This window comes from Vibrio sp. 10N.222.49.C12 (genome assembly GCF_041475025.1).
Taxonomy (GTDB): domain Bacteria; phylum Pseudomonadota; class Gammaproteobacteria; order Enterobacterales; family Vibrionaceae; genus Vibrio; species Vibrio crassostreae_C.
This window is the reverse complement of the sequence record NZ_JBFRVF010000033.1, coordinates 69,180-93,909: the sequence shown is the minus strand read 5'-3', so window position 1 is coordinate 93,909 and position 24,730 is coordinate 69,180. Positions and strand designations below refer to the sequence as shown.

The window sequence follows — 24,730 nt, the reverse complement described above, 5'->3', positions numbered from 1 at the left end:
AAGATATTCTTAATAATTATTATAAATTCAATAGAAATACTGCTCTGAATTTTCAACTATTCATCTCACTTTTATATTTAAATATGTAATAGAAGAAATACTATTTGTTTTATTCCTAGGCTCTGTTTATTATTAGGAAGATTATTTAGTTTACCTTGATGGAAAATATCATGTCTGAATTAACAAAAACTCTATTAAATATCCGCAGCCTTCGTGCGTTCTCACGTGAATTAACTCTTGAGCAACTTGAAGAAGCGCTAGACAAGCTGACTATTGTTGTACAAGAGCGTCAAGAGTCTGAAGCTGAAGAGCGTGCTGCTAAAGCAGAGCAAGAAGCTAAGCTTTCTGCTATTGCTGAACAAATTGCAAAAGACGGAATTGATGTTGCCGATCTTATTGCTGCACTTTCTGGTGAAGCAAAATCTAAAACAACAAAAGCTAAACGCGCTCCTCGCCCAGCGAAATACAAATACGTAGACGCAAACGGCGACGAGAAGACTTGGACAGGTCAAGGCCGTACGCCTTCAGCTATCCAAGAACAGCTAGATGCTGGTAAATCTCTAGAAGAGTTTGCTATCTAAACATTTAGTTTACTTAGTGAGTAATCAATTACACGCTAAGCGATAGAATTAATATTTAAGTCGACCAAAGTATTATTTACGACTTCAATATATTCAGAAACAAAAAAGGCTCCTTTCGGAGCCTTTTTTATATTTGTACTATCAGTATTAGAAACCAACTGATACTGATAGTACTACTGATTAAAGAAAGTAACTTATCTTTCCCAGTACGCTTCTTCTAGGCTATCTTCTCTTTCAGGAAGGCCACGAGATAAACGTGGAGAGTGTTGAACCAACACTTCATAGCTAGCACGGTTAGAATATTTACAAACTTGTGAGAACGAAGAGTACGTCAAGAATGAATGTTGGTGTTTACTTGAGTTTGGCACGTTTTCTTTGTGGTACTTATTAGCAGCCATATCATGTAATAAAGCTGATAACGCAGCATCACCTGCACCATTGGTATTTTTGATCTTTTCTGGTCCACCCATGTATGGCGCAATGTGCGAATACACTTTAGTTGGGTTTTCACATAAATCTTTATGCGCAGGACGGCTAAATTCAAAACGGTTGAATTCCGCAATTGAACCTGGAAGTAAAGGCAGTGACGTTTCACGCTTAGCTGCATCTTCTGTATAACCAGCCATAAATAGGCCAACAGGTCCCGCAGTACATAGAACAAGGTCTACCCAGTCTAGCGCTTTATCTGATGCAGCCAGTGGATCGCTTTCACCCGTTAACGCTTCAGCTTCGTCTTCATTCATTGCAACAACCGTTACGTGCTGCTCAAGGAAATCTTTCCAGAATTCTGGATCATCTTGAATAACGAACTTAGTACCTAGTGTAAGAACGACTGGCACATCGTATTTCTTCGCGTATTCGATCGCTTTCATTGTTGCTTCAGGCATCGGGTCGCCTGGCTTACAGCGAACTAAATAAGCCGTTAAAACTAAAGCAGAAGCACTTTTGAAGATTTTTTCAGGAATGCTTTCTGGTTTTAATTGGTTCATTTGTCCTTCGCTAATTGCGAAAGTACGTTCACCGTCTTCTGTAATTAATGCAAAGCAGCGACCAATTGCGCCATCTACCCCTTGTAAATGGTTCAGATCCATTCTGCTTGATGTATTACATAAATAGCGATAACCGTAACTACCAATCTTAATATCTTGGCTCATTACACCTAACAGTGTAGAACGGTCATCCGCTAGCACTGAATAGTTGTGTAATGTGTTACCAATTGTGCCACCAGCGTATTCATTGGTAATCAGGCACTGCTCTTTTAATTCTTGATACAAAGATTCAGCGGCTGCGTCGCCAATAACCAGTGAATGTCCCTTGCTCAAACCATACTTCTCAATAAGTTCAGAACTCACCTTTGCTTCAATATCCACCAATGTTTGGTCAATACCGATAATATGAGTGCGTGACATTCTTTTACTGCTTTGAGCTTGGCTCACTAGAGGATCACGAGCGTGAACCGGAAAGTAGTGCTTTGATTTACGTTGTCCAGGGAATTTCATAGGGCTAGTCTAAGTCAAGGGGAAATAGGTGGCGGATTCTACCGCGCTATATTTAACGCGGCAATCTTTCAAACTATAGCAAACGTTTGCTGAAGGTTTTTTTTATTCGCCTTCCATAAAGCTTAAATCAGGCAGCATGCCCAAATGCTCTGCGTAACGTTTTTGATTAAACTCCGCGCCGTTTTTCATAACGTCAAATACTTCAATTGCCAGTGCACATGCCATAGCCGCAATTGCTTCTTCACGTGGAGTGCCTGTCATCATTAAACGCATCAACGTCTCTTTCACTTTCACTGGTTCGCCAACTTCAAGCTGGTTCTCGATGATCTCAATCAGCTCTTCTTCTTGCATAAATTCATTTTGTTCAGACATTTTTTTATCTCAGGTCTTGGATTTCGAGCGACTATGCCACATATACTTCTGACATCCTAGCGACTCACCTCGCTCTCATGCGATTCTCTAACAAAGTCAGCGCACTATTTGTGCAAATGAAACTGTGATTCCGGTCTCGGATCTGTCACGGCGTTTCTCTTTCTGTTAGAATCTGCGACCAAGTAATAGTAACGGTGTTTAGACATGTCAGATATCAGCTCTGGAAACAGCGAAAAGAAAGTAATTGTCGGTATGTCCGGCGGTGTAGATTCGTCAGTATCGGCGTATCTTCTTCAGCAACAAGGCTATCAGGTAGAAGGCCTTTTCATGAAAAACTGGGAAGAAGACGATAACGAAGAATACTGCACGGCAGCTGAAGATCTTGCTGATGCTCAAGCGGTATGTGACAAACTAGGTATCCACCTTCACACTATCAACTTTGCTGCAGAATACTGGGACAACGTATTCGAATACTTCCTTGAAGAGTACAAGGCAGGTCGTACACCTAACCCAGATATCCTTTGTAACAAAGAAATCAAATTTAAAGCATTCTTAGAGTTTGCGGATGAAGTGCTAGACGCAGACTACATTGCGATGGGTCACTACGTTCGTCGTACTTTCCCAACTCAAGAAGAGCTTGATGCTGGCGTAAAACCAGAAATGCTACGCGGTCTAGACAGCAACAAAGACCAAAGTTATTTCCTATACACGCTAAGCTCAGATCAAGTGGCACGCAGCCTATTCCCTGTCGGTGAATTAGAGAAGCCAGAAGTGCGACGTATTGCTGAAGAGCAAGACTTGATCACAGCTAAGAAGAAAGATTCAACAGGCATCTGCTTTATCGGTGAGCGCAAGTTCACTGAGTTCCTAGGCAAATACCTACCAGCACAACCGGGTAACATCGAAACACCTGAAGGCCAAGTGATTGGTCAACACCAAGGTTTGATGTACCACACGCTAGGTCAGCGTAAAGGCCTTCATATTGGCGGCACTAAAGGTGGTGGCGGTAACGAAGAACCATGGTTTGTTGGTGAAAAAGACCTTAAGCGTAATGTACTTATCGCAGTACAAGGTAAAGACCACCCTCTTCTGAAATCAGAAGGCTTGATCGCATCTCAACTTCATTGGGTAAATCGCACACCAATTACTGAAGTTATGACATGCACGGTAAAAACACGTTACCGTCAAACAGATATTCCTTGTACAATCATCCCAATTGATGATGAGAACATTAAGGTTATTTTTGATGAGCCACAAATCGCAGTGACCCCAGGTCAATCTGCAGTGTTCTACCAAGGCGAAGTATGTCTTGGTGGTGGTATCATCGAAAAGCGCATCTAATCAATCAAACGACAAACGATAGAAGACAACTAGGAGTTACTACGTGGCTAATACACTTTATGACCGTACTATTGCTTTCGCCGGAATTTGCCAAGCTGTGGCTTTGGTTCAACAAGTAGCGAAAGACGGCCATTGTGATAAAGATGCCTTTGAAGCTTCACTCAGTGCCATTTTAAATACCAACCCATCGAATACCGTGGGCGTATTTGGACGTGAAGCGAACCTAAAGCTTGGCCTTGAGTGCTTAGTAAAAGGTATCGATAGTACTCCAGCAGGTAGCGATATCACGCGTTACATCATCAGCTTGATGGCGCTTGAGCGTAAGCTGTCTTCTCGCAACGACTCTATGTCTCAGCTTGGTGACCGCATTCAAACTGCAGAGCGCCAAACTGAACACTTTGATCTGTTTGACGAGCAAATGATCAGCAACCTTGCAAGTATCTACCTTGATGTCGTCAGCCCTATCGGCCCTCGCATTCAGGTTTCTGGTACTCCGTCTGTACTTCAGCAGACATCGAGCCAACATAAGGTTCGCGCACTGCTTCTATCAGGGATTCGAAGCGCTGTGTTATGGCGTCAAGTTGGCGGTAAACGTCGCCACCTTATCTTCGGTCGTAAGAAGATGATCGAGCAGGCTCAAATCCTACTAGCTCGAATGTAGTTTATTAGCTCGCGCCTCGTCGCGAGCTTGTTTTTTGTATCAACACAACTCTCACGCAAACGATTGCGCAATGTGCGTGACAATTGAGATTGTTACTGGTATAAACCTCTCAAAATTTAGAAAACTCAATTCAGGAGAACACCATGGAACTGTCAGCATTGACTGCTGTTTCACCAGTAGACGGCCGTTACGGAAGTAAGACTATTGCATTACGCAGCATCTTTAGTGAGTTTGGACTACTAAAGTACCGCTCTATCGTTGAAATTCGTTGGTTACAAAAGCTTGCAGCAACTGATGCAATCAAAGAAGTACCAGCGTTCAGTGCAGAAGCTAACCAGTTTCTTGATGAACTAGCCGCTAACTTCAGCGAAGAAGACGCTCTGCGTATCAAAGAGATCGAGCGCACGACAAACCACGACGTAAAAGCGGTTGAGTACTTCTTGAAAGAGAAAGTTGCGGGCGTTCCTGAGCTTCACGCAGTTAACGAATTCATTCACTTTGCATGTACTTCTGAAGACATCAACAACACATCTCACGCGCTTATGCTTAAAGAAGCTCGTGACACAGTGATTCTTCCAGAAATTCGTAACGTAATTGATGCTATCAAAGCACTTGCGAACGAGTACCGTGACATTCCTCTTCTTTCTCGTACACACGGTCAGCCAGCTTCTCCTTCTACTATGGGGAAAGAGATGGCTAACGTTGCGTACCGTATGGAACGTCAATACAAGCAAATCGAAAGCGTTGAGATCCTAGCGAAAATCAACGGCGCGGTAGGTAACTACAACGCACACCTTTCTGCATACCCAGAAGTTGAATGGCACCAGTTCTCTGAAGAGTTCATCACTGAATCTCTTGGCGTAACTTGGAACCCGTACACAACTCAAATCGAACCTCACGATTACATCGCTGAGCTATTCGACGCGGTTGCTCGTTTCAACACGATTCTTCTAGACTTCGACCGTGACGTTTGGGGCTACATTGCTCTTGGTCACTTCAAGCAGAAGACTATTGCTGGCGAAATCGGTTCTTCTACAATGCCGCATAAAGTTAACCCAATTGACTTCGAAAACTCTGAAGGCAACCTTGGTCTAGCTAACGCAGTATTTAGCCACCTTGCACAAAAACTTCCAGTTTCTCGCTGGCAACGTGACCTAACTGACTCTACAGTTCTTCGTAACCTAGGTGTTGGTGTTGGCTACGCAATCATTGCATACACTTCAACTCTGAAAGGTATTAGCAAGCTAGAAGTTAACCGTGAAGCACTACTTGCTGAACTAGACAAAAACTGGGAAGTTCTTGCTGAACCAGTACAAACAGTAATGCGTCGTTACGGCATCGAGAAGCCATACGAGAAGCTAAAAGAGCTAACTCGTGGTAAGCGTGTAGATGGAGAAGGCATGCGTGCATTCATCGACGGTCTTGAAATCCCTGCAGACGAGAAAGTTCGCCTGAAAGAGATGACTCCAGCAAACTACATCGGTCAAGCAATCGAGCTAACTGACAAGCTGTAAGATTCGAATCGCAGAATAGACTAAGGCTTCCCATGTGGAAGCCTTTTTATTGCGCGGAATTAAATCTATCGACACAAGAATCGTAAACATAAGAACACCAAGCCTCCTCCAATTGATCTACTCGCCCCCTGCTTATTCAATTTAATCACCTAGCGACAACTACACCTCGTATCTCATACTTCATGTCTCAACACTTGTTATCTTAAACGCCAAGATCAAAAAAGGCCTCCCGAAGGAAGCCTTTAGATTTTTCTTGTCGACTAGCGATGGCTAATCATATTAGAAATTACATGTTACGTAGAGACGCAATACGCTTATCTAGTGGCGGATGGCTCATTAATAGCTCAGTAAGAGACTTCTTACCGTTGATACCAAATGCCATCATAGAACCTTCTAGTTGTGGCTCATGGCTCACCTTTAGGCGCTCTAGCGCTGCAATCATCTTCTCTTTACCTACTAGGTTCGCTGCACCTGCATCGGCATGGAATTCACGATGACGGCTGTACCACATCGTAATGAAGCTTGCTAAGAAACCAAATACCAATTCCAACACCATAGACACACCGAAGTACACCATCATGTTGCTGCCACCCTCTTCTTCGTTGTCATTCGACGCAACAATGTTGGCGATGAAACGAGATAGGAAGATAACGAACGTGTTCACTACACCTTGCATTAACGTCATGGTCACCATGTCGCCGTTTGCGATGTGGCTAACTTCATGCGCTAATACCGCTTCAGCTTCGTCACGTGTCATGTTGTGCAGAAGGCCTGTTGATACCGCTACCAATGAATCGTCACGCTTAGCACCTGTTGCGAATGCGTTGATGTCTGGCGAATCGTAGATCGCCACTGTTGGCATACCAATACCAACTTGTTGAGCTTGACGGCTTACCGTCTCCATCAACCAATGTTCTGTTTCATTACGTGGGCTCTCAATGACCATGCCGCCAACTGAGCGTAGCGCCATTTTCTTTGACATCATTAATGAAATGAATGAGCCGCCAAAACCAAATACCGCAGCCATTAACAGCAAGCCTGAGAGGCTTCCTGGTTGCATACCTGTAACTGCGTATACAATATTAAGAACAACACTTAGTACCAATACAACCGCAAGGTTGGTTGCAAGGAACAACATTACTCGCTTCATTACTTATCTCCGCATGAAAGCTGTTTTTATAAAACTTATTGTTATAGACAAGGCAGACAGCAATTTATTCCAACCTTGAGACTTATACTTACTTATACATATAGTCTTAGATTAAGAAAACAAGGTTAAGCATTAAATTGCAACATTTGATTACGGGAGTGGTTCATTTCTCAATCGTCCATTAGACCTAAGTAGTATGGTTAACCACCAACGATCCGTTTAGAGTGTCAGTCAATTACTGTATTGGCTAGTTCATGGAACAAAAGGAAAGGATCATGGTTGAAGGTACTAACACTCAAATGGCTATCGATTTACTGTGCTGTCACCTAGGGATTACTGAAGAAGAAGCAAAGAAACAGATCGGTATTCTTACGCCACAAGCAGCGCAAACCAATATAACAGAGACACAACAAGCACTAATGGGACTTACAAAAGAACATTGATCCCAAGCTTAACTCTACACAGGCTTAAAATAGCAAAAGGGCTGCAATCGCAGCCCTTTTCTTATTTAGTACATAACGTGGTAATTAAAGCGCAAGCAAAGGCTGCACATCAATGTACTTACCAATGTTTTTAGACTTCGCTTTTGGGACGTAAGGGATTTCACCTAACTTAGGTGCACCTAACTTATCTTCAAGCATCGCAATAATATCTGCGTAGTGCTCAGTACCTGGATTGATACGGTTTGCGACCCAACCTACTAGGTTTAGGCCATCAGCACGAATCGCTTCTGCCGTTAATAGAGCGTGGCTCAAACAACCAAGTTTAATACCCACAGTCAGTACCACTGGCAGTTGCTCTTTTTTAACCCAGCTAGAAAGATATTCATCGTCTGAAACCGGGACTCGCCAACCACCAGCACCTTCAACTAACACGATGTCAGAGTTTTTCTTATGCTCTTCTAGCTTCGCTGATAATACCGCCTCATCAATTACAACACCATCATGCTTAGCAGCGATGTGAGGCGATGATGGTAGCAACAACGCGTATGGATTGACGTCTTCGTAAGCAATATCTTGCGTCGCCGCTTCTTGAAGATGCAGTGCATCACTATTACGTAGTCCTTCAGGGGATTTTTCACTCCCTGCAGCAACTGGCTTGTAACCAATTGTTGATAAATCTTGTGCGGCCAAAGCTTGAAGAATCGCTTTTGAAACCACAGTTTTTCCCACTTCGGTATCCGTACCTGCAATGAATAATGCATCAATCATAATTGAATAACCCCTAAACAAACTTGATATGTTGCTGGTAAGAAACCTTGATGGTTCTTAAACTCTCGATATTCCCGATCAACAAGCTGCAACATGCGACGACTTGTTAAACCTTGTGAGCGACCACTTACGTGATTAGCGCCGATACCTTTAAGGTCGCGCATCAGTTCAAACGCAGTGTCGTACCAAACGGTGATGGTGGGCAAGTCTAGTTGATGAACGGTACAGCTAGATTGCGCTAACGCAATTTTTACCTTATTGATTGTAATAAAATGGTTAACGTGTTGATGTGCGTCAATTTTGGACCACGACTTTTTCAGTTCAAACAGCGACCCATCAAGCAAAGTTGAGAAAATAACACGCCCACCAGCCGCTGTAACACGCTTCATCTCTCTCAAAGGCGACGACAAATCGTCACACCATTGCAACGCAAGGCTAGAGAAAACGATGTCAAAGCACCCATCTTCAAACGGCAATTGTTCGGCATCGGCTTGTTGATATAAAGATACAGATGCACCACACCGCTTCTCTGCTGTTGCTAGCATTCCAACAGAAAGATCAGCGCAAACCACTTCGGCGCCTCGTTTTACAAGTTGCTCGGAGAAATAGCCAGTACCACAACCTAGATCCAGCACCTTAAAGCCTGACAGATCGCTGGGTAATTTATCCAGTAATCGGTGGCCAACATCGCGTTGAAATTCAGCGTGTTTGTCATAGGTTGTTGCCGCTTTGCCGAAAGCTTCGGCAATCGCATTCTTATCTTGGCCTACGTAATTATGCACGACTGCTTCTTGTGACATTTACTGAGCCTCATTATTTATTTCGATGTGAGTTTCACTATTCGATTCAAAGCTTGATTCAAGATTTGTTTCCACTGCTTGACGTAACGAACGGGTTAACTGAAGAATCTGCTTCTGACTATGGTTGGCCGTTAAGGTAATGCGCAAACGAGCTGTCCCAGTAGCCACGGTTGGTGGCCTTATCGCCGTTACCCAAACTTGTTTATGCTTCAACTCTTCTGCAATAGAAAGCGCTGCTTGGGCTTCGCCAATCACAAACGGCTTAATCGGAGTCTGAGTATCAATGAAACCTTTCACGCCACTCATCTGCTCAGCATAAAGAGCACCCAACTCCATGAGCTTCTGTCGCCGCCACTCTTGCGTCTGAATCATCTGACACGCATGAGACAAAGCCACCGCTTGTGAAGGTGGCATCGCCGTCGAGTACACATGATGACGAGCAAACTGAGTTAAGTAATCACCCACTTCTGACGAACAAAGAATCGCAGCACCAGAAACGCCAAATGCTTTGCCAAAGGTCACCACCAAAATATCGGGGGAGATTTGTGCTGCACTGCAACTCCCAGCTCCTTTATCACCTAATACGCCGATACCATGGGCATCATCAACCGCCAACCAACTGTCGTATTGATGAGTCAGGTTAGATATCTGGCTGAGAGGCGCTTGATCGCCGTCCATGCTGAATACGCCCTCAGTGACGACCAAGGATTGTAGAGATCGGCTTAATAGAGACTCTAGATGCTGCGTGTCGTTGTGTTTAAAGCGTTTCATGGTTGCATGAGAAAGCATCCCCGCTTCCATCAAAGAGGCGTGATTAAGCTTGTCTTGCAGCAGAGAGTCGTCTTTTTCGAGCAGAGAAAACAACAAGGCTTGGTTCGCACTGAAACCAGAACTAAAGAGAATCGCACGTTCAAAGCCCAACCATTCACACAGCTGAGCTTCTAAATTTCTATGAGCAGGACTAAAACCCGTGACCAATGGCGATGCCGCACTGCCAGCACCATAAAGGGAAAGCCCCGCTTGCCACGCCTCTACCAATTCAGGGTCGTTCGCCAAGCCTAGGTAATCATTACTCGAAAAATTAATAAAGCGAGAACCTTCGCAATTAAGCAAAGGACCATTACTGTTTTCGAGCACTTTAAGTTGACGAGTTAGCCCCTGCTCACGGCGTTGAACAAGGGCATCTTTGATACGGGATTTAAACAGTGGCATCGTAGAACATGTCATCTTTCGTTGGACGAGCAGCAACGCGCTCCACTACTTGATCTAACAGTTCGTTTTCTTGAATTTCATCAGGCTTCTGAGCCACTTGTTGGCTGTTGATGCCTAACTTCTTAAACAGCTGCATGTCCGTGTCTTCATCTGGGTTTGGCGTAGTCAGTAGCTTACAACCGTAGAAGATAGAGTTCGCGCCAGCCATGAAGCACATCGCCTGCATCTGTTCATTCATATTCTCGCGACCTGCAGATAGACGAACCGCTGACATTGGCATCATGATACGAGCAATCGCAATCAACTTAATGAAGTCAAAAGATTCAACATCATCGACGTTTTCCATCGGTGTGCCTTTCACTTTCACGAGCATGTTGATTGGCACACTCTCAGGGTGTACCGGAAGGTTCGCTAGCTCTACCAGCAGGCCTGCACGGTCATTGGTACTTTCGCCCATACCAATAATGCCACCAGAACAGATCTTCATACCGGCATCACGTACGTGAGATAGCGTATCTAAACGATCTTGGTAAGTACGAGTGGTGATGATGCTGCCGTAAAATTCTGGAGACGTATCAAGGTTATGGTTGTAGTAGTCCAAACCTGCGTCGGCTAGCTCGCCTGCTTGATCCGGCGTTAACATGCCCAATGTCATACAGGTTTCTAGACCCATGCCTTTCACACCTTTGATCATATCAGTTAGGTGAGGCATATCGCGCTCTTTCGGGTTTTTCCATGCCGCGCCCATACAGAAGCGAGTTGAGCCCGCATTCTTGGCTTTTTGCGCCGCATCCAAAACACGCTCAACTTCCATTAAGCGTTCTTTGTCGACATCCGTTCGGTAGTGAGCACTTTGAGGGCAATACTTACAATCTTCAGGACAAGCACCTGTCTTTATCGATAAAAGCGTACTCACCTGCACGTGGTTGTGCTCTTGGTACTGTCTATGAACCACTTGAGCTTCAAACATTAAATCCATAAACGGTTTTTCAAGCAGTGCTGTTACTTCAGCAACTGTCCAGTCATGACGAACTTCCACGTGTCGATCCTTTTTTATTATTTGATGTTTCATCTCTATCAATAGAGATTGCATTTATGCTTGGCTAGTCTACCGACAAGCTTTAGACTGTCAACACATTGATAATATCAAAAGTTTACATCTGGTTATTTTTTAATCACACCAAGAATGGAAGTTACTATGGATCTCGCCTTTGATCGCCAGCATATCTGGCATCCCTACACATCAACGTTAACACCTCTGACCTGCTACCCAGTCACCAACGCAGACGGTGTTTACCTAGAATTAGAAGGCGGAAAACGAATTATTGATGGTATGTCATCTTGGTGGTCAACCATCCACGGCTACAATCATCCAGAGCTAAACGCTGCAGCTCATAGTCAAATCGATAAGGTTTCACACGTTATGTTTGGTGGCATCACCCACCAGCCCGCTATCGATCTATGTAAGAAGCTTTTGAATCTCGCGCCAAGTAATCTTGAGCATGTATTTTTGGCCGATTCAGGTTCAGTTGCCGTAGAGGTTAGCCTCAAGATGGCATTGCAATATTGGCACGCTAAAGGACAACCTCGTTCAAAGTTCCTCACACTAAGAGATGGCTACCACGGTGATACCTTTGCGGCGATGTCAGTGACCGACCCTGACAATTCGATGCACAGCCTCTACAAAGGCTTTTTGCCGGAACATATTTTCGCTGATTCGCCAAAAACAGGCTTTTGGGATGAGTGGAACTCAAGTGACATCGATAGTTTTCGAGAAAAGCTGGCAGCACACCATCAAGAAGTCGCAGCGGTGATCTTAGAGCCTATCGTTCAAGGGGCTGGCGGCATGCGCATCTACCACCCTGAGTTCCTAAAACAAGTTCGCTTGCTGTGTGATGAATTCAACGTATTGCTGATCTTGGATGAGATTGCGACCGGATTTGGCCGCACAGGGAAACTGTTCGCTTGTGAGCATGCCGATGTTCAACCGGACATATTATGCGTAGGCAAAGCTTTAACTGGTGGCTATATGACATTGTCAGCGACGCTTGCGAGTAAGGAAGTTGCTGACACGGTATGTGGCGGTGAAGCAGGCTGCTTTATGCATGGGCCAACCTTTATGGGCAACCCATTGGCTTGCGCAGTCGGTGCGGCAAGTTTATCCATCATCGAGCAAGGCCATTGGAAAAATCAGACTCAACAGATTGAACAGCTCTTTTCTGAGTTGTTACCACCGTTGCGAGAACATGAACTGGTTAAAGACGTGCGTTGGTTAGGCGCTATTGGTGTCGTTGAAACTCACACACCCGTCGATATGGAAGCCATTCAAGCTCACTTTGTAGAGCAAGGCGTTTGGATCCGTCCGTTTGGTAAGCTAATTTATATGATGCCTCCGTTTATTATCAAACCACAACATATTGAGCAATTGGTCGCTGCTATCGACACTGCATTACAAAATACTCATTGCTTTAAATAAGGCGTTTATTGCTCTAAACAAGAGCGACGATTATTTCTATATATCTTCATTAATAAATCATTTAATTAAACTAAAAGGCCTTACATAAAAGTAAGGCCTTAACTGCTTGAAGGTAACCGTCAGTTTAACGTAATTGGCTATCTTTACTTGCTCGACGGTTAAACAATGAATGTCGATGTGCGTCATGCTCTAATATTGACTGACATTCTATACACAAACGAACGCCTTTGATCGCGCGTCGTCTTTGTTCCGGAATCTCATCACCACACTCATCACAATAACGCAAACCCTCACCACCTCGAAGGTTTCCTCTTACACGAGAGATCTCATCATCAATGGTATTTTGTATTTGCTGGCTGACACTATCGTCACCAGCCCATCCTACGGCCATAAGCCCTCCTCAGTATTTGAACGAGAAAATCTATACCTACCGCGGTAAGAGCATATTATAGCCACATTTAAGGATTGTAATAATTATCAAAATCAATAAAACACTATTACACATAGGTAACAAAAATTATTTATTTCTCGCCACTGCACTATTCTATAGGCAATAAAAAACCCAGCCTGTTGGCTGGGTTTTATAAGTAACCTAATGCTTAATCAATCTAATTAACCGATGTGCGTTACGCCGCCCATGTATGGTTGAAGTACTTCTGGGATAGCAATACGGCCATCTGCTTCTTGGTTGTTCTCAAGGATAGCAACCATAGTACGACCAACAGCAAGACCAGAACCGTTTAGTGTGTGTACAAGTTCAGGTTTTTTCTCGCCTTTACGACGGAAACGAGCTTGCATACGACGCGCTTGGAAATCCCACATGTTTGAACAAGAAGAAATCTCACGGTAAGTCTCTTGTGCTGGAACCCATACTTCTAAGTCGTAAGTTTTCGCAGAACCGAAGCCCATGTCACCTGTACATAGAATCACTTTACGGTAAGGAAGCTCTAGAAGTTGAAGTACTTTCTCAGCGTGGCCAGTTAGCTCTTCAAGCGCTGCCATTGAGTCTTCTGGCTTAGTGATTTGTACTAATTCAACTTTATCGAATTGGTGCATACGGATAAGACCACGAGTGTCACGACCGTAAGAACCCGCTTCAGAACGGAAACACGGCGTGTGAGCTGTCATCTTAAGTGGCAGTTCAGCTTCATCAGTGATCGTGTCACGAACCATGTTCGTTACCGGTACTTCCGCAGTAGGGATAAGCGATAAAGTCTTAAGAGGTACGTCACTTACTTGCTCAGTTAGCGGGCTTGTGTGGAACAAGTCTTCGCCGAACTTAGGAAGTTGACCAGTACCGTAAAGGCTATCGTGGTTCACTAGATACGGTACGTACATTTCTGTGTAGCCGTGCTCATCAGTGTGAAGGTCCAGCATGAACTGAGCAATAGCACGGTGTAGACGTGCAAATTTGCCTTTCATCACGATGAAACGAGAACCCGAGATTTTAACTGCGCTAGCAAAATCAAGACCGCCAGACATTTCGCCAAGATCGACGTGATCTTTCACTTCAAAGTCGTAAGTCTTAGGTTGACCCCAACGAGAAACTTCTACGTTATCGTCTTCATCTTTACCATCTGGCACTTCTGCATCAGGTAGGTTAGGAATAGACATTGTGATCGTTTCTAGATCAGATTGAAGATCAGCCAATGCTACTTTAGCTTGGTCTAGTTCTGCGCCTAAGTTGCCTACTTCTGCAAGGATACGCTCAGCTTCTTCATGGTCGCCTTTTGCTTTCGCTTGACCAATGGACTTCGATCGAGAGTTACGTAACGCTTGTAGCTCTTCAGTTTTCATCTGAAGGGACTTACGTTTTTCTTCAAGTTCACGAATTGTCTCTACATCAAGGGTGAAGCCTCGACGTGCTAATTTTGCCGCTGTTTCATCCAGCTCAGCTCGAAGTAATTTAGAATCCAGCATTGCTAATCCTATGCTTTAGTTATTTGAATATTCAGTAGCTTGCTACTGAATCACTGCTAAACCCCTAAAACTGGTGTTATTTCGACCAATTTATAACGATTTAATTGAAATTTTATGACTAGGTAACGATATCCAAAAAAGACTACTTTTCATAGCGTTTTTGTGGGCTTTTTGCGTCCAAATCCGCCAGATAATCTAGCTTCTCGCCAATTTTGGTCTCTAAGCCTCGTTTTGTTGGGAAATAGTATTGCTTCTCTCCCATTTCAGGAGGCAGATACTTTTCACCAGCGGCGTAGGCTCCTGGTTCGTCATGAGCATAACGGTATTCTTGCCCGTAGCCCATGTCCTTCATCAAAGTTGTCGGTGCATTTCGCAAATGATGCGGCACTTCATATTCAGGAAGATTGTGAGCATCTGTTAACGCTTGCTTCCACGCGGTGTAAACGGCGTTACTCTTTGGTGCACATGCGAGATAAACAACCGCCTGCGCAATCGCACGCTCCCCTTCAGCAGGGCCAATGCGCGTGAAGCAATCCCAAGCCGACATCGCTACCTGCATGGCGCGAGGATCAGCGTTACCGATATCTTCAGAAGCAATCGCCAGCAAGCGTCTAACGATATACAAAGGATCACAACCCGCAGCAATCATTCGTGCTGACCAGTACAAGGCCGCATCAGGGTTTGAGCCACGAATTGACTTATGAACCGCGGAGATTAGGTCGTACCAAATATCACCCTTGTTATCGAAACGAGCGACTTTCTCACCAGCCACTTCAGCCAACAACTGCAAGGTTATCGCTTTCTCGCCTTTATCGTTGTCTTCTGCCATGTCATACAGCAGTTCAAGGTAGTTAAGCGACATACGCGCGTCGCCGTTAACCAGTTCTGCAAGGCGATCTAAAACATTATCAGCAAAATCAACAGGCACATCACCTAACCCACGTTGCTTATCTTCAATCGCTTGGCGAATGACAAGAGAAATATCATCTGTGTTCAGGGACGTCAGTTTGTAGACACGCGCACGTGACAACAAAGCGTTGTTCAGTTCAAAAGATGGGTTTTCTGTCGTCGCACCAATAAAGGTCACGGTGCCATCTTCGATATGAGGCAGAAAAGCATCTTGCTGACTTTTGTTAAAGCGATGGACTTCGTCCACAAACAGGATGGTTCTGCGCCCTGCTTGCTTGTTCTCGCGCGCTTTTTCAATTGCAATACGAATGTCTTTTACGCCCGAGGTTACCGCCGATACACGTTCCACTTCAGCATTCGCATAGTTTGCTGCAACTTCGGCTAACGTCGTTTTACCGGTGCCCGGAGGCCCCCACAAAATCATCGAGTGGATATGGCCCGCTTCCAACGCTCTGCGAAGTGGTTTACCTGGGCCTAATATATGCTGCTGACCGATGTACTGTTCGACAGTTTCCGGTCTCATACGAGCAGCAAGGGGACGAAAATCTTCGTCCCCCGCAAAATCTAAGCTGTAATTACTCAATTGCAATCTCTTGATTCGTTGATGGCATTAATGCCTATCGACGTACTACCAAACGATCTGCTTGTTTAGATCAGTTTCTTTGGTCGTCGACCTCGACACCTTCCGGTGCCACAAAAGTAAAGCGGTCTGCTGCAGGTTTACCCAAATCAACATTGCTAAAGGTAAACTCACCTTTTTGACCGTCTTGTTCAATCACATTAAAGCCCTGAACAATGCCCTTTTCGGTGATATTAATCTGGAAGTCACCCTGATTAGAATCGACAGCAGTTGGCGTTAGCGTGAATTGGTTACCCGTTTGCGCCACATTATAATTATCCCAATCACTTTCTTGGTTACGTGTAAGCAGGACAAAAGGTGTCTGTGATGTCGCTTGCTCTTGCCAATAAATGCTCACTTGCTCAATGAACGGGCTGTAGTACCACAAGCTTTGGCCATCAGATACCAACAAGTTTTCATCAGGGAACGTGGTCTCCCAGCGGAACAGGCTTGGGCGTGCAATCTCTACCGTGCCCTCACCTTCCATAACAACATCACCATCAGGGCTGGTCACGACTTGTTTAAAGTCAGCGCTAAAGCCTGCGTTTAATGCCAAGCGGCTACTCAACTCTTCTTTCGGAGAAGCAAACACTGAGAAGCTCATAAATAAAAGTGCGAATACTTTTTTCATCAATAATCCTGTTAGAACATAAGTCGGTCATATTTTCGATTTGACCGACTGAATAGTTATGAGTTCCTACCGGAACTAATCTTTTGGTGGCGCTGGTGCTAAGACTTCTCGGTTACCGTTATGACCTGGAGCACTTACGATACCTTGAGCTTCAAGTTGCTCGACAATACGTGCAGCACGGTTGTAGCCAATCTTGAATCGACGCTGTACACCTGAAACTGAGCCACGACGTGAATGAACAACGTGTTCTACCACCTGATCAAACAGAGGATCGACCTCTTCATCACCTTCCATCTTCTCACCCGGAAGCAAGGTTTCTGGAGTTTGTTCGCCGTTGGTGATCTCATCAATATAGTTTGGCTTACCACGCGCTTTCCAGTTATTCACAACTGCGTGTACATCGTCATCAGATGCAAAGGCACCGTGAACACGAGTTGTATGGCTAGAACCCGGTGGCAAGTAAAGCATATCACCCATACCCAATAGTGATTCCGCACCACCTTGATCAAGGATAGTTCGTGAATCCGTTTTGGTTGATACCGTAAAGGCAACACGGGTTGGAATGTTCGCTTTGATAAGACCAGTAATAACATCCACTGATGGACGTTGCGTCGCTAGGATCAAGTGAACACCCGCCGCACGTGCTTTTTGTGCCAAACGTGCAATCAGTTCTTCAACCTTCTTACCAACCACCATGATTAGGTCGGCAAATTCATCAACGATAACCACAATGTAAGGCAGCTTCTCAAGCAATGGCGCTTCTGGGTCCATGCTGTCGCCCGGCTTCCACAGTGGATCGTGAATTGGGTGACCCGCTTCCGCTGCCATCTTAAGCTTATCGTTGTAACCTTTAATGTTACGAACGCCTAATGCTGACATCAGCTTATAACGTCGTTCCATCTCGCCAACACACCAACGAAGGGCGTTCGACGCATCTTTCATGTCGGTTACCACTTCAGACAATAGATGAGGAATACCCTCATAAACCGATAGCTCAAGCATTTTCGGGTCGATCATGATGAATCGAACATCTTCCGGTGATGCTTTGTAAAGCATACTCAGAATCATTACGTTCACACCTACCGACTTACCAGAACCGGTTGTACCCGCAACCAGAACGTGAGGCATTTTCGATAGGTCAGCAATAACCGCTTCACCTGCGATATCTTGTCCTAGGACCACTGTTGTTGGCGATTTTGCTTCTTGGAACTGAGGGCTAGCAACCACATCTGAGAAGAATACCGTTTGGCGGCTCATGTTAGGCAGTTCTAAGCCAACATAAGGCTTACCCGGAATCACTTCTACGACACGTACTGCCAATGCAGAGAGTGAACGCGCTAAGTCCATAGAAAGACCAGAAATACGGCTTACTTTCACACCTGGAGCCAGATCAAGTTCGAATCGAGTGATTACTGGACCTGGGAAAATGTCGACAACGTCTGCTTTGATCTTGTAGTCCGCTAGCTTAGATTCAACAAGACGAGCAATTGCCTCTAGCGCATCACGGTCAATAAAGGTTTCACGCTTTTCAGGGTGGAATAACAATTCAAGCGTGGGTAATGGCTCAGCAGGCTTAGGTAAATTAACATCTTGTTGAACCAAGAACGGGTTCTGCGCCGCTGCCATATTCGCTTGTGCTTCAGAGACAATGCTTTGGAATGCGGCGACATCTTGATCTTGATGCGCAGGTTCTTCTTCCGTTACTTCTTCCCAAGGAAGATCAACAGTTGGCTCTAGGTTTTGTGCTGTTGGCTGTTCAGGTTCTGAATGTTCTTCTTGATAAGGGAAAGGTTCAAACTGTTCTTCGATTAATGCTGCGTCAGCTAATTCAGCTTCAGCCTGTTCTGATTCAAGCTCTGAGCCCTGTTGGTAGCTTTGCTCTCCCGTAACATCAAACGGTGAAGGTTGTGCAGAGAAATCGTCTTCCACGGTTGCTTCTGGCTCGCCCATAGGTGAAGCGTATAAAGATTCAGGTTGAACATCTTCAGAACCAAATTCGCCATTTACTTGTGGTGAGCTATCTAATTCTGGTTCAGCACTTCTAAGGTCAGCATGAGCAGGGCTAACTTCTGGTTGTTCGTTCTGCATGTATTGTTGGTAAGCAACCTGAGAATCATGCGCGTCGACCTGATCTTGTTCCGCTAGATCACCTTCATAAATGGCCGCATTTTCTAGCTGCTCTATTGTTGCATTCAATTGTTTAGAGCGCTCAATACCTTCTTCTAACGGCTCTTCTGGCGCTTGGTAAACAGGCGCTGCAGGGATCGGTTGCTCTGGTTCAATTACCGCTTGAGGCTGAACCTGTAGTTCTTCATGAACAGGAGCTTCTTGTTTCGCAGGAGCATCGACAGGCATATGAATATTGTAATGACGCTTCGGCGATGCAGCATTGTCTCGCGCATTTGTCGCCACGTCTGACGAATCATTGGTCGCAGAAAAGCTCATTGCAGGATCTAGTGGATCATGCTCTGTTGATTCTTTGTTGCCTTCTATAGCAGGAACATCGCGGTAAGTTGGCGCTTGATGCTGGTGATGACGTTCTTCGATTAAATCGCGGTCTGCTGATTCTCTTAATTGAGGCTCAAGCAGCTCTTGGTCTTGGCCACGAGCCTTATTAACAGCAGACGTGAAGAATTTGATGGCACATTCACCCAACCATTCCACAATACTTAACCAAGAAATACCGGTTAATAGAGTAAAGCCAGCCCCCCATAAGAAAAGAAGAACCAGCGTACTACCAAGAACATTCAACGTTGGAAGAGCAAGGCTTGTTAAGACGTCGCCCACTACGCCACCGGATGAAAAGTACCAGATGTCGTCAAAGTTGATATCCGCTAAACCACAACTCGTAAGAATTAGGATAGTCAGGCCAAGTAAGCGAGTGCCCCACAGCATGAAGTCGATCTGCTCGTCTTCATTACGTTTGCGGAATAATACCCACGCAGCAACCGTCACTAAGATAGGCAAAGGGTAAGCCAAAGAACCAAATACGAAGAAAAGCGTATCCGCCAACCAAGCACCTAGGTAGCCACCCGCATTTTGAATGTCACCACCCCACGCCGTTTGCGACCATGATGGGTCTGCAGGACTAAAAGTTAATAACGCAACGGCAAGTAGAATAGAGAAGAGAACACCGAGAATCAGACTGCACTCTTTGAGACGTTGAGAACCACTCAAACGAGGAGACTGAGGCTCTTCACTCGTTTTAATGATTGTTTCTACTTTATTACTGCTCTGCTTGAACATAAACCAACTTAATAATTAAACGGGATAAAAACATCTCGAGCGGCCAAAGCCGCTCGTTTCAATGAAACTACTGTTGATTTAACCATATCAAACAGAAAAACCCAATTCCAGAAAGCAAGAAAGCGGAACAAATGTCCGCTTTCTTTCATTTCACCAATTGTGACTAACGAGTTTTAATCACAAGTTGATTGGTTTGTTTCACTTCTTCCATTACTACGTAAGTTCGAGTGTCGTTTACGCCCGGTAGACGAAGTAACGTATCACCCAGTAGCTTACGGTAAGCACCCATATCAGATACACGTGTTTTTAGAAGATAGTCAAAATCACCCGACACTAAATGACACTCTTGGATGTCATCCAGTTTCTGCACAGCGGTGTTGAATTGTTCGAACACATCTGGCGCACCACGGTTCAACGTAATTTCAACAAACACTAAAAGTGAAGCATCAAGGTACTGTGGGTTCAGCAACGCTGTGTACCCAGTAATGTAACCTTGACGTTCTAAACGACGAACACGTTCAAGACATGGAGTTGGAGAAAGTCCTACTCGTTTTGAGAGTTCAACGTTTGAGATACGACCGTCTTTTTGCAACTCATTAAGAATGTTGCGGTCAATACGATCTAGTTCCTTGGACGGCTTCTTATAATTGTCTGCCATTTTTTATTCCACCTTATTACTTCCTTGCAAAAAAATATACTACAACTTTTTAATATTCAGTATCAAATTTTATCTAAACCTATCTATACTAGATATTAATTCGACAGAATTACCCTACATATAGATAAAACAACCAAAATAAAATGAGGAGTCAGGATGATCATTGGCGTACCTAAGGAAATCAAGAACCACGAATACCGCGTTGGTATGACCCCAGCTAGCGTGAGAGAACTAATCTCACACGGCCACCAAGTTTTTGTAGAAACCAATGCCGGTACTGGTATCGGTTTTTCAGACGATGATTACATCGCTGTAGGCGCATCCATTCTTCCTACTGCTGCTGACGTTTTCGCGAAAGCAGAGATGATTGTAAAGGTTAAAGAACCTCAAGCTGTCGAGCGAGCTATGCTTCGCGAAGGGCAAATATTATTTACCTATTTACACCTTGCACCAGATTTTCCACAAACTGAAGAGCTTATCAAGAGCAAAGCTGTCTGCGTAGCCTATGAGACTGTAACAGATAATATGGGTCGCTTGCCACTATTAGCACCAATGTCTGAAGTAGCTGGTCGTATGTCTATTCAAGCAGGTGCACAAACATTAGAGAAATCTAACGGTGGTTGTGGTCTTCTTCTTGGTGGCGTTCCAGGTGTTGAACCAGCAAAAGTTGTTGTTGTTGGTGGCGGTGTTGTAGGTGCTAACGCAGCACGTATGGCTGTAGGCCTTCGCGCTGATGTTACAATTCTTGACCGTAACGTAGATACACTGCGTCGACTTGATGAAGAATTCCAAGGTCGCGCAAAAGTGGTTTATTCTACTGAAGACGCCATTGAGAAGCATGTTCTAGAAGCAGACCTAGTAATTGGTGCAGTACTAATTCCTGGCGCAGCAGCTCCAAAACTGGTTACAAAAGAGCACATCGCTAAGATGAAGCCAGGTTCAGCAGTTGTTGATGTTGCAATCGACCAAGGCGGTTGTTTCGAGACTTCTCACGCAACCACTCACGCAGACCCAACTTACATTGTTGATGACGTAGTTCACTACTGTGTTGCAAACATGCCTGGCGCTGTTGCTCGTACTTCAACTTACGCACTAAACAATGCAACACTTCCTTACATTGTTAAGCTAGCGAACAAAGGCTACCGCGAAGCACTTCTATCTGATGAAGGCTTCCTAGAAGGTCTAAACGTTATTCACGGTAAAGTAACTTGTAAAGAAGTTGCAGAAAGCTTTGACCTTGAATACGTAGACCCAGCAGAAGCAATCGCAATGTTTAACTAATGATGTAATGACTAACTGAACGCAATAATCTTCTCGTTGAAGCGTTCAGTTAACTCATACACATTAAACAAAAAGCCAGTACGACATTATGTCGCGCTGGCTTTTTTGCATTAATGGATTTAGTTCGTAAAAACACGTAACAGTACGGTTTACCACTAGCGCTCGATTTTAACCCCATGAATCAATAGATTTCTTGGCGTAATACTGCGTTCACAGAACTCTTCAATCGTAGCTTCATAACCTTGCTCTTGCAGATAGATAGCGCGATCTAAAGCCAGCCATATCTCTAATGGTCGTCTAAAGACTTGTTGAACCAAACTCAGCTTTTCCATCTCCCAGAAAAGCGCTTCGCCTTGAATCAAATAAGAGTCAAAATCAATATCTGAGCCCAGCGATAGCTCTTTCACTTCAGATGCCCAACGGCAGAAAGATTCAAAACCCTCAGCTAACTCTGATTTTTTGATGCTCGGTACAGGAATGTATTCGTCAATGTTAAGTTCAGCCTTAAGCAACTGGCTGAAGCCTAGACGATAGCTCATCTCTAGTTGACGATGTCTTTTTACTCTTTCACCACCAGTAACGGTTTCTTGAAGCGGGATTCTCAAGTCGCTCTTACTTAACGTTAATGCTGAGCTTTTCGCGATAGAAGACATCGCTTGATAGTTTTCGTCTCGAATAAGATGATAACAACAAGGAGAAATAGTGACCGCTGGTAGCCCATGTGACACTGACTTTTTAACTAGCTCAACATGAAGATCACCACAAGCATGAAGGGCCACGGCATGTTGGTACGAATTAAACACGTCATCGGCCTTGTCTGAAAACGCATCTCCTTGAACAAAATCCATCGCTAACTTCTGGTCATCCGCAATCTTTTGTCCGCTTTCGCATAACGATTGCTGCCATTCAAAGCTAGTGACTTTTTGATCCGATTGCTGAGATAGGATTCGACCAAGAAAGCCTTTACCGGAACACCACTCGAGCCACTCTTTGCCATGGTGATGGCATAATGCAGCCTCGCCCATTGCGACAATTTGATGTAGCTTTCGGCCAGGAATACCATCAGCAGTACCACGTGGGAGGTCTAAACCAACCAAAGCAGTGTTATCGAACTGGATGTTTTGGGTAGCAGTTTCTAATTCAGGTAGGAAACGAGTCAGTTCCTCAATCAAAAGCTGAGGCTGCTCTTTTAAGGTTTGAATGCTTTCATTATCTAAGCTTTCTAACCAATCAACGAGTGGACGATTGACCTCTTTCCACGGCTGCTGTTGAGTTTGGCATAGGTGAAAAGGCTCTGAACGCCAGTAAATCTGGTGCTCTAGCAAAAATGAATCGAGTATTTTAAATCGTGAATGCATGCTTCCCCCTATGATGCGTGGATTGTAGGGGTAAGAGGTCGAAATGGAAAGGCCCGATAAAGAAAACGAAAACTAAAAGCCCAAAAGAAAAACGGCCTGCAAATACAGGCCGAATAAGAATCAAAATTTACACGATGAGATTAACGAACTGGCAGTTCGATATCTTTAAACATCTCTTCGATCTCTTCGTTCGATTTCAAAGAAATAGCTTGCTCAACCACAGGTCGAGTTAAATGCGGGGCGAAACGCTCCATGAAATCAAACATGTACGAACGCAGGAAAGTGCCTTTTCTAAAGCCAATGCTTGTGGTGCTTGCACCAAATAAATGACTAGCATCAATAGCGACCAGGTCAGTATCTTGTTCTTGGTCGATGGCCATACTTGCAATGACACCAACACCAATGCCCATACGAACGTAGGTTTTGATTACGTCTGCATCGGTCGCAGTAAACACAACACGCGGTGTTAAACCTACTTTGTTAAACGCGGTATCAAGCTCAGAACGGCCAGTGAAACCAAATACATAAGTCACGAGAGAGTAAGCCGCAAGATCTTCGATCGTGATATTACGCTTCTGTGCCAGGGGATGATCTTTGGTCACGACGATCGAACGGTTCCAGTGGTAACAAGGCAGCATAATCGCATCTTGGTAAAGGTGTAGCGCTTCCGTTGCAATCGCAAAATTCGCTGTACCTTTCGCGACGGCTTCTGACATTTGGCTTGGCGTACCTTGGTGCATGTGAAGCGATACTTTTGGATAGCGCGCCGTGAAACCTTTAATCACATCAGGCAGTGCATAACGAGCTTGAGTATGAGTCGTTGAAATATTCAATGTACCCATCTCTGGATGTGTGTGTTCACCCGCTACCGCTTTAATGCTTTCAACGCGCGCCAAAATCTCTTGAGAGATACGAATGATATCCTCACCCGCTTGGGTAACCTGCGTTAGATGCTTGCCGCTACGCTCAAAAATCTGAATGCCTAGTTCGTCTTCAAGTAATCTAACTTGCTTACTAATGCCAGGCTGAGATGTGTACAAACTCTCTGCTGTAGCTGAAACATTTAGGTTATGGTTTACAACCTCAACAATGTACTTCAGTTGCTGTAACTTCATATCTAACCTCGTAATCCTTTACTCATTTCTGTGCTAACTTATTTGCAAAGAGAGCGTTATAGTCGCGTGTAATATAATTAATAGTTATAACGCTTCGAACACAAAAATGACAGGAAAATTGAGTTTTTCTAGCTTAACAAACAAAAACATCACTAACGCTTTGCAACCCAACCCTC

Annotated in this window: 22 protein-coding genes; 7 read left to right on the top strand and 15 right to left on the bottom strand. The window is 44.5% G+C overall.

All coding sequences use genetic code 11. The features are described 5' to 3' along the window. Window positions 1–170 precede the first annotated feature (170 nt). Window positions 171–581 (top strand): H-NS family nucleoid-associated regulatory protein, encoded by a 411-nt coding sequence (locus AB4583_RS12190; protein ID WP_017060262.1) that lies wholly within the window; start codon window positions 171–173, stop codon window positions 579–581. 194 nt (window positions 582–775) lie between these two features. On the opposite strand, the gene AB4583_RS12185 is transcribed toward AB4583_RS12190, so the two are convergent. Together AB4583_RS12185 and AB4583_RS12180 are read right to left on the bottom strand one after the other, a co-directional pair. Then, window positions 776–2,080, bottom strand: coding sequence for an inosine/guanosine kinase (locus tag AB4583_RS12185; protein WP_017060261.1), 1,305 nt, complete (start codon window positions 2,078–2,080; stop codon window positions 776–778). A gap of 102 nt (window positions 2,081–2,182) precedes the next feature. After that, window positions 2,183–2,452, bottom strand: a complete 270-nt coding sequence (locus AB4583_RS12180; protein ID WP_372117483.1) for a hypothetical protein — start codon at window positions 2,450–2,452, stop codon at window positions 2,183–2,185. 204 nt (window positions 2,453–2,656) lie between these two features. Between AB4583_RS12180 and mnmA the strand changes: the two genes are divergently transcribed. From mnmA to purB, 3 genes are all read left to right on the top strand, one after another. Next, window positions 2,657–3,793, top strand: coding sequence for a tRNA 2-thiouridine(34) synthase MnmA (mnmA, locus tag AB4583_RS12175; protein ID WP_017060260.1), 1,137 nt, complete (start codon window positions 2,657–2,659; stop codon window positions 3,791–3,793). Window positions 3,794–3,836: 43 nt separating this feature from the next. After that, window positions 3,837–4,454, top strand: a complete 618-nt coding sequence (hflD, locus tag AB4583_RS12170; protein ID WP_017060259.1) for a high frequency lysogenization protein HflD — start codon at window positions 3,837–3,839, stop codon at window positions 4,452–4,454. Window positions 4,455–4,597: 143 nt separating this feature from the next. Beyond that, entirely contained in the window at window positions 4,598–5,968 is a 1,371-nt protein-coding gene (purB, locus tag AB4583_RS12165) for an adenylosuccinate lyase (protein ID WP_017057059.1), read from the top strand. 286 nt (window positions 5,969–6,254) lie between these two features. Here the strand turns inward: purB and htpX are convergent, their stop codons facing one another. Then, complete coding sequence (gene htpX / locus AB4583_RS12160; RefSeq protein WP_054546660.1) at window positions 6,255–7,118, bottom strand: protease HtpX; 864 nt, start codon at window positions 7,116–7,118, stop codon at window positions 6,255–6,257. Between the two features lie 275 nt (window positions 7,119–7,393). Here htpX and AB4583_RS12155 point away from each other — a divergent pair, with 275 nt between their 5' ends. Continuing rightward, complete coding sequence (locus tag AB4583_RS12155) at window positions 7,394–7,561, top strand: hypothetical protein (protein WP_017057057.1); 168 nt, start codon at window positions 7,394–7,396, stop codon at window positions 7,559–7,561. Between the two features lie 84 nt (window positions 7,562–7,645). Here AB4583_RS12155 and bioD read toward each other — a convergent pair whose 3' ends face one another. The 4 genes from bioD to bioB are packed head-to-tail and all read right to left on the bottom strand — an operon-like array spanning window position 7,646 to window position 11,380. Then, window positions 7,646–8,329 carry a dethiobiotin synthase gene (gene bioD, locus AB4583_RS12150; RefSeq protein ID WP_017060255.1) on the bottom strand — a complete coding sequence of 228 codons (684 nt, stop codon included), beginning with the start codon at window positions 8,327–8,329 and terminating at the stop codon, window positions 7,646–7,648. Continuing rightward, complete coding sequence (bioC, locus tag AB4583_RS12145) at window positions 8,326–9,129, bottom strand: malonyl-ACP O-methyltransferase BioC (protein WP_372051731.1); 804 nt, start codon at window positions 9,127–9,129, stop codon at window positions 8,326–8,328. The genes bioD and bioC overlap by 4 nt, the downstream gene beginning before the upstream one ends. After that, window positions 9,130–10,341, bottom strand: a complete 1,212-nt coding sequence (bioF, locus tag AB4583_RS12140) for an 8-amino-7-oxononanoate synthase (protein WP_372051740.1) — start codon at window positions 10,339–10,341, stop codon at window positions 9,130–9,132. It abuts the gene before it with no gap. Beyond that, a complete protein-coding gene (gene bioB / locus AB4583_RS12135; protein WP_016792500.1) occupies window positions 10,328–11,380 on the bottom strand; it encodes a biotin synthase BioB in 1,053 nt (350 codons plus the stop codon). The genes bioF and bioB overlap by 14 nt, the downstream gene beginning before the upstream one ends. A 159-nt stretch (window positions 11,381–11,539) precedes the next feature. On the opposite strand from bioB, the gene bioA reads away from it, so the two are divergent. Next, window positions 11,540–12,817, top strand: coding sequence for an adenosylmethionine--8-amino-7-oxononanoate transaminase (bioA, locus tag AB4583_RS12130; protein WP_372051732.1), 1,278 nt, complete (start codon window positions 11,540–11,542; stop codon window positions 12,815–12,817). 124 nt (window positions 12,818–12,941) lie between these two features. Here bioA and AB4583_RS12125 read toward each other — a convergent pair whose 3' ends face one another. The 6 genes from AB4583_RS12125 to lrp all read right to left on the bottom strand — a co-directional run bounded on the left by AB4583_RS12125 (window position 12,942) and on the right by lrp (window position 20,800). Further along, on the bottom strand, window positions 12,942–13,208 hold the full coding sequence (locus AB4583_RS12125) for a DksA/TraR family C4-type zinc finger protein (protein ID WP_017060251.1): 267 nt from the start codon (window positions 13,206–13,208) through the stop codon (window positions 12,942–12,944). A 221-nt stretch (window positions 13,209–13,429) separates the two neighbouring features. Then, complete coding sequence (serS, locus tag AB4583_RS12120) at window positions 13,430–14,737, bottom strand: serine--tRNA ligase (protein WP_372117478.1); 1,308 nt, start codon at window positions 14,735–14,737, stop codon at window positions 13,430–13,432. Between the two features lie 142 nt (window positions 14,738–14,879). Further along, window positions 14,880–16,235, bottom strand: coding sequence for a replication-associated recombination protein A (locus AB4583_RS12115; protein ID WP_017060249.1), 1,356 nt, complete (start codon window positions 16,233–16,235; stop codon window positions 14,880–14,882). Between the two features lie 64 nt (window positions 16,236–16,299). Then, window positions 16,300–16,896 carry an outer membrane lipoprotein chaperone LolA gene (gene lolA, locus AB4583_RS12110; RefSeq protein WP_017060248.1) on the bottom strand — a complete coding sequence of 199 codons (597 nt, stop codon included), beginning with the start codon at window positions 16,894–16,896 and terminating at the stop codon, window positions 16,300–16,302. 75 nt (window positions 16,897–16,971) lie between these two features. Beyond that, window positions 16,972–20,142, bottom strand: a complete 3,171-nt coding sequence (locus tag AB4583_RS12105) for a DNA translocase FtsK 4TM domain-containing protein (RefSeq protein ID WP_372117475.1) — start codon at window positions 20,140–20,142, stop codon at window positions 16,972–16,974. A 163-nt stretch (window positions 20,143–20,305) separates the two neighbouring features. Beyond that, complete coding sequence (gene lrp, locus AB4583_RS12100) at window positions 20,306–20,800, bottom strand: leucine-responsive transcriptional regulator Lrp (protein WP_004734558.1); 495 nt, start codon at window positions 20,798–20,800, stop codon at window positions 20,306–20,308. A gap of 156 nt (window positions 20,801–20,956) precedes the next feature. Between lrp and ald the strand changes: the two genes are divergently transcribed. After that, window positions 20,957–22,081 carry an alanine dehydrogenase gene (gene ald, locus AB4583_RS12095; protein ID WP_017060246.1) on the top strand — a complete coding sequence of 375 codons (1,125 nt, stop codon included), beginning with the start codon at window positions 20,957–20,959 and terminating at the stop codon, window positions 22,079–22,081. 155 nt (window positions 22,082–22,236) lie between these two features. On the opposite strand, the gene AB4583_RS12090 is transcribed toward ald, so the two are convergent. Beyond that, the gene (locus tag AB4583_RS12090; protein WP_102393838.1) at window positions 22,237–23,439 is read right to left on the bottom strand and encodes a methyltransferase; all 1,203 of its coding nucleotides are present in this window, start codon (window positions 23,437–23,439) and stop codon (window positions 22,237–22,239) included. 140 nt (window positions 23,440–23,579) lie between these two features. Continuing rightward, entirely contained in the window at window positions 23,580–24,554 is a 975-nt protein-coding gene (gene cysB, locus AB4583_RS12085) for an HTH-type transcriptional regulator CysB (protein WP_017068083.1), read from the bottom strand. Window positions 24,555–24,730: the final 176 nt, after the last annotated feature.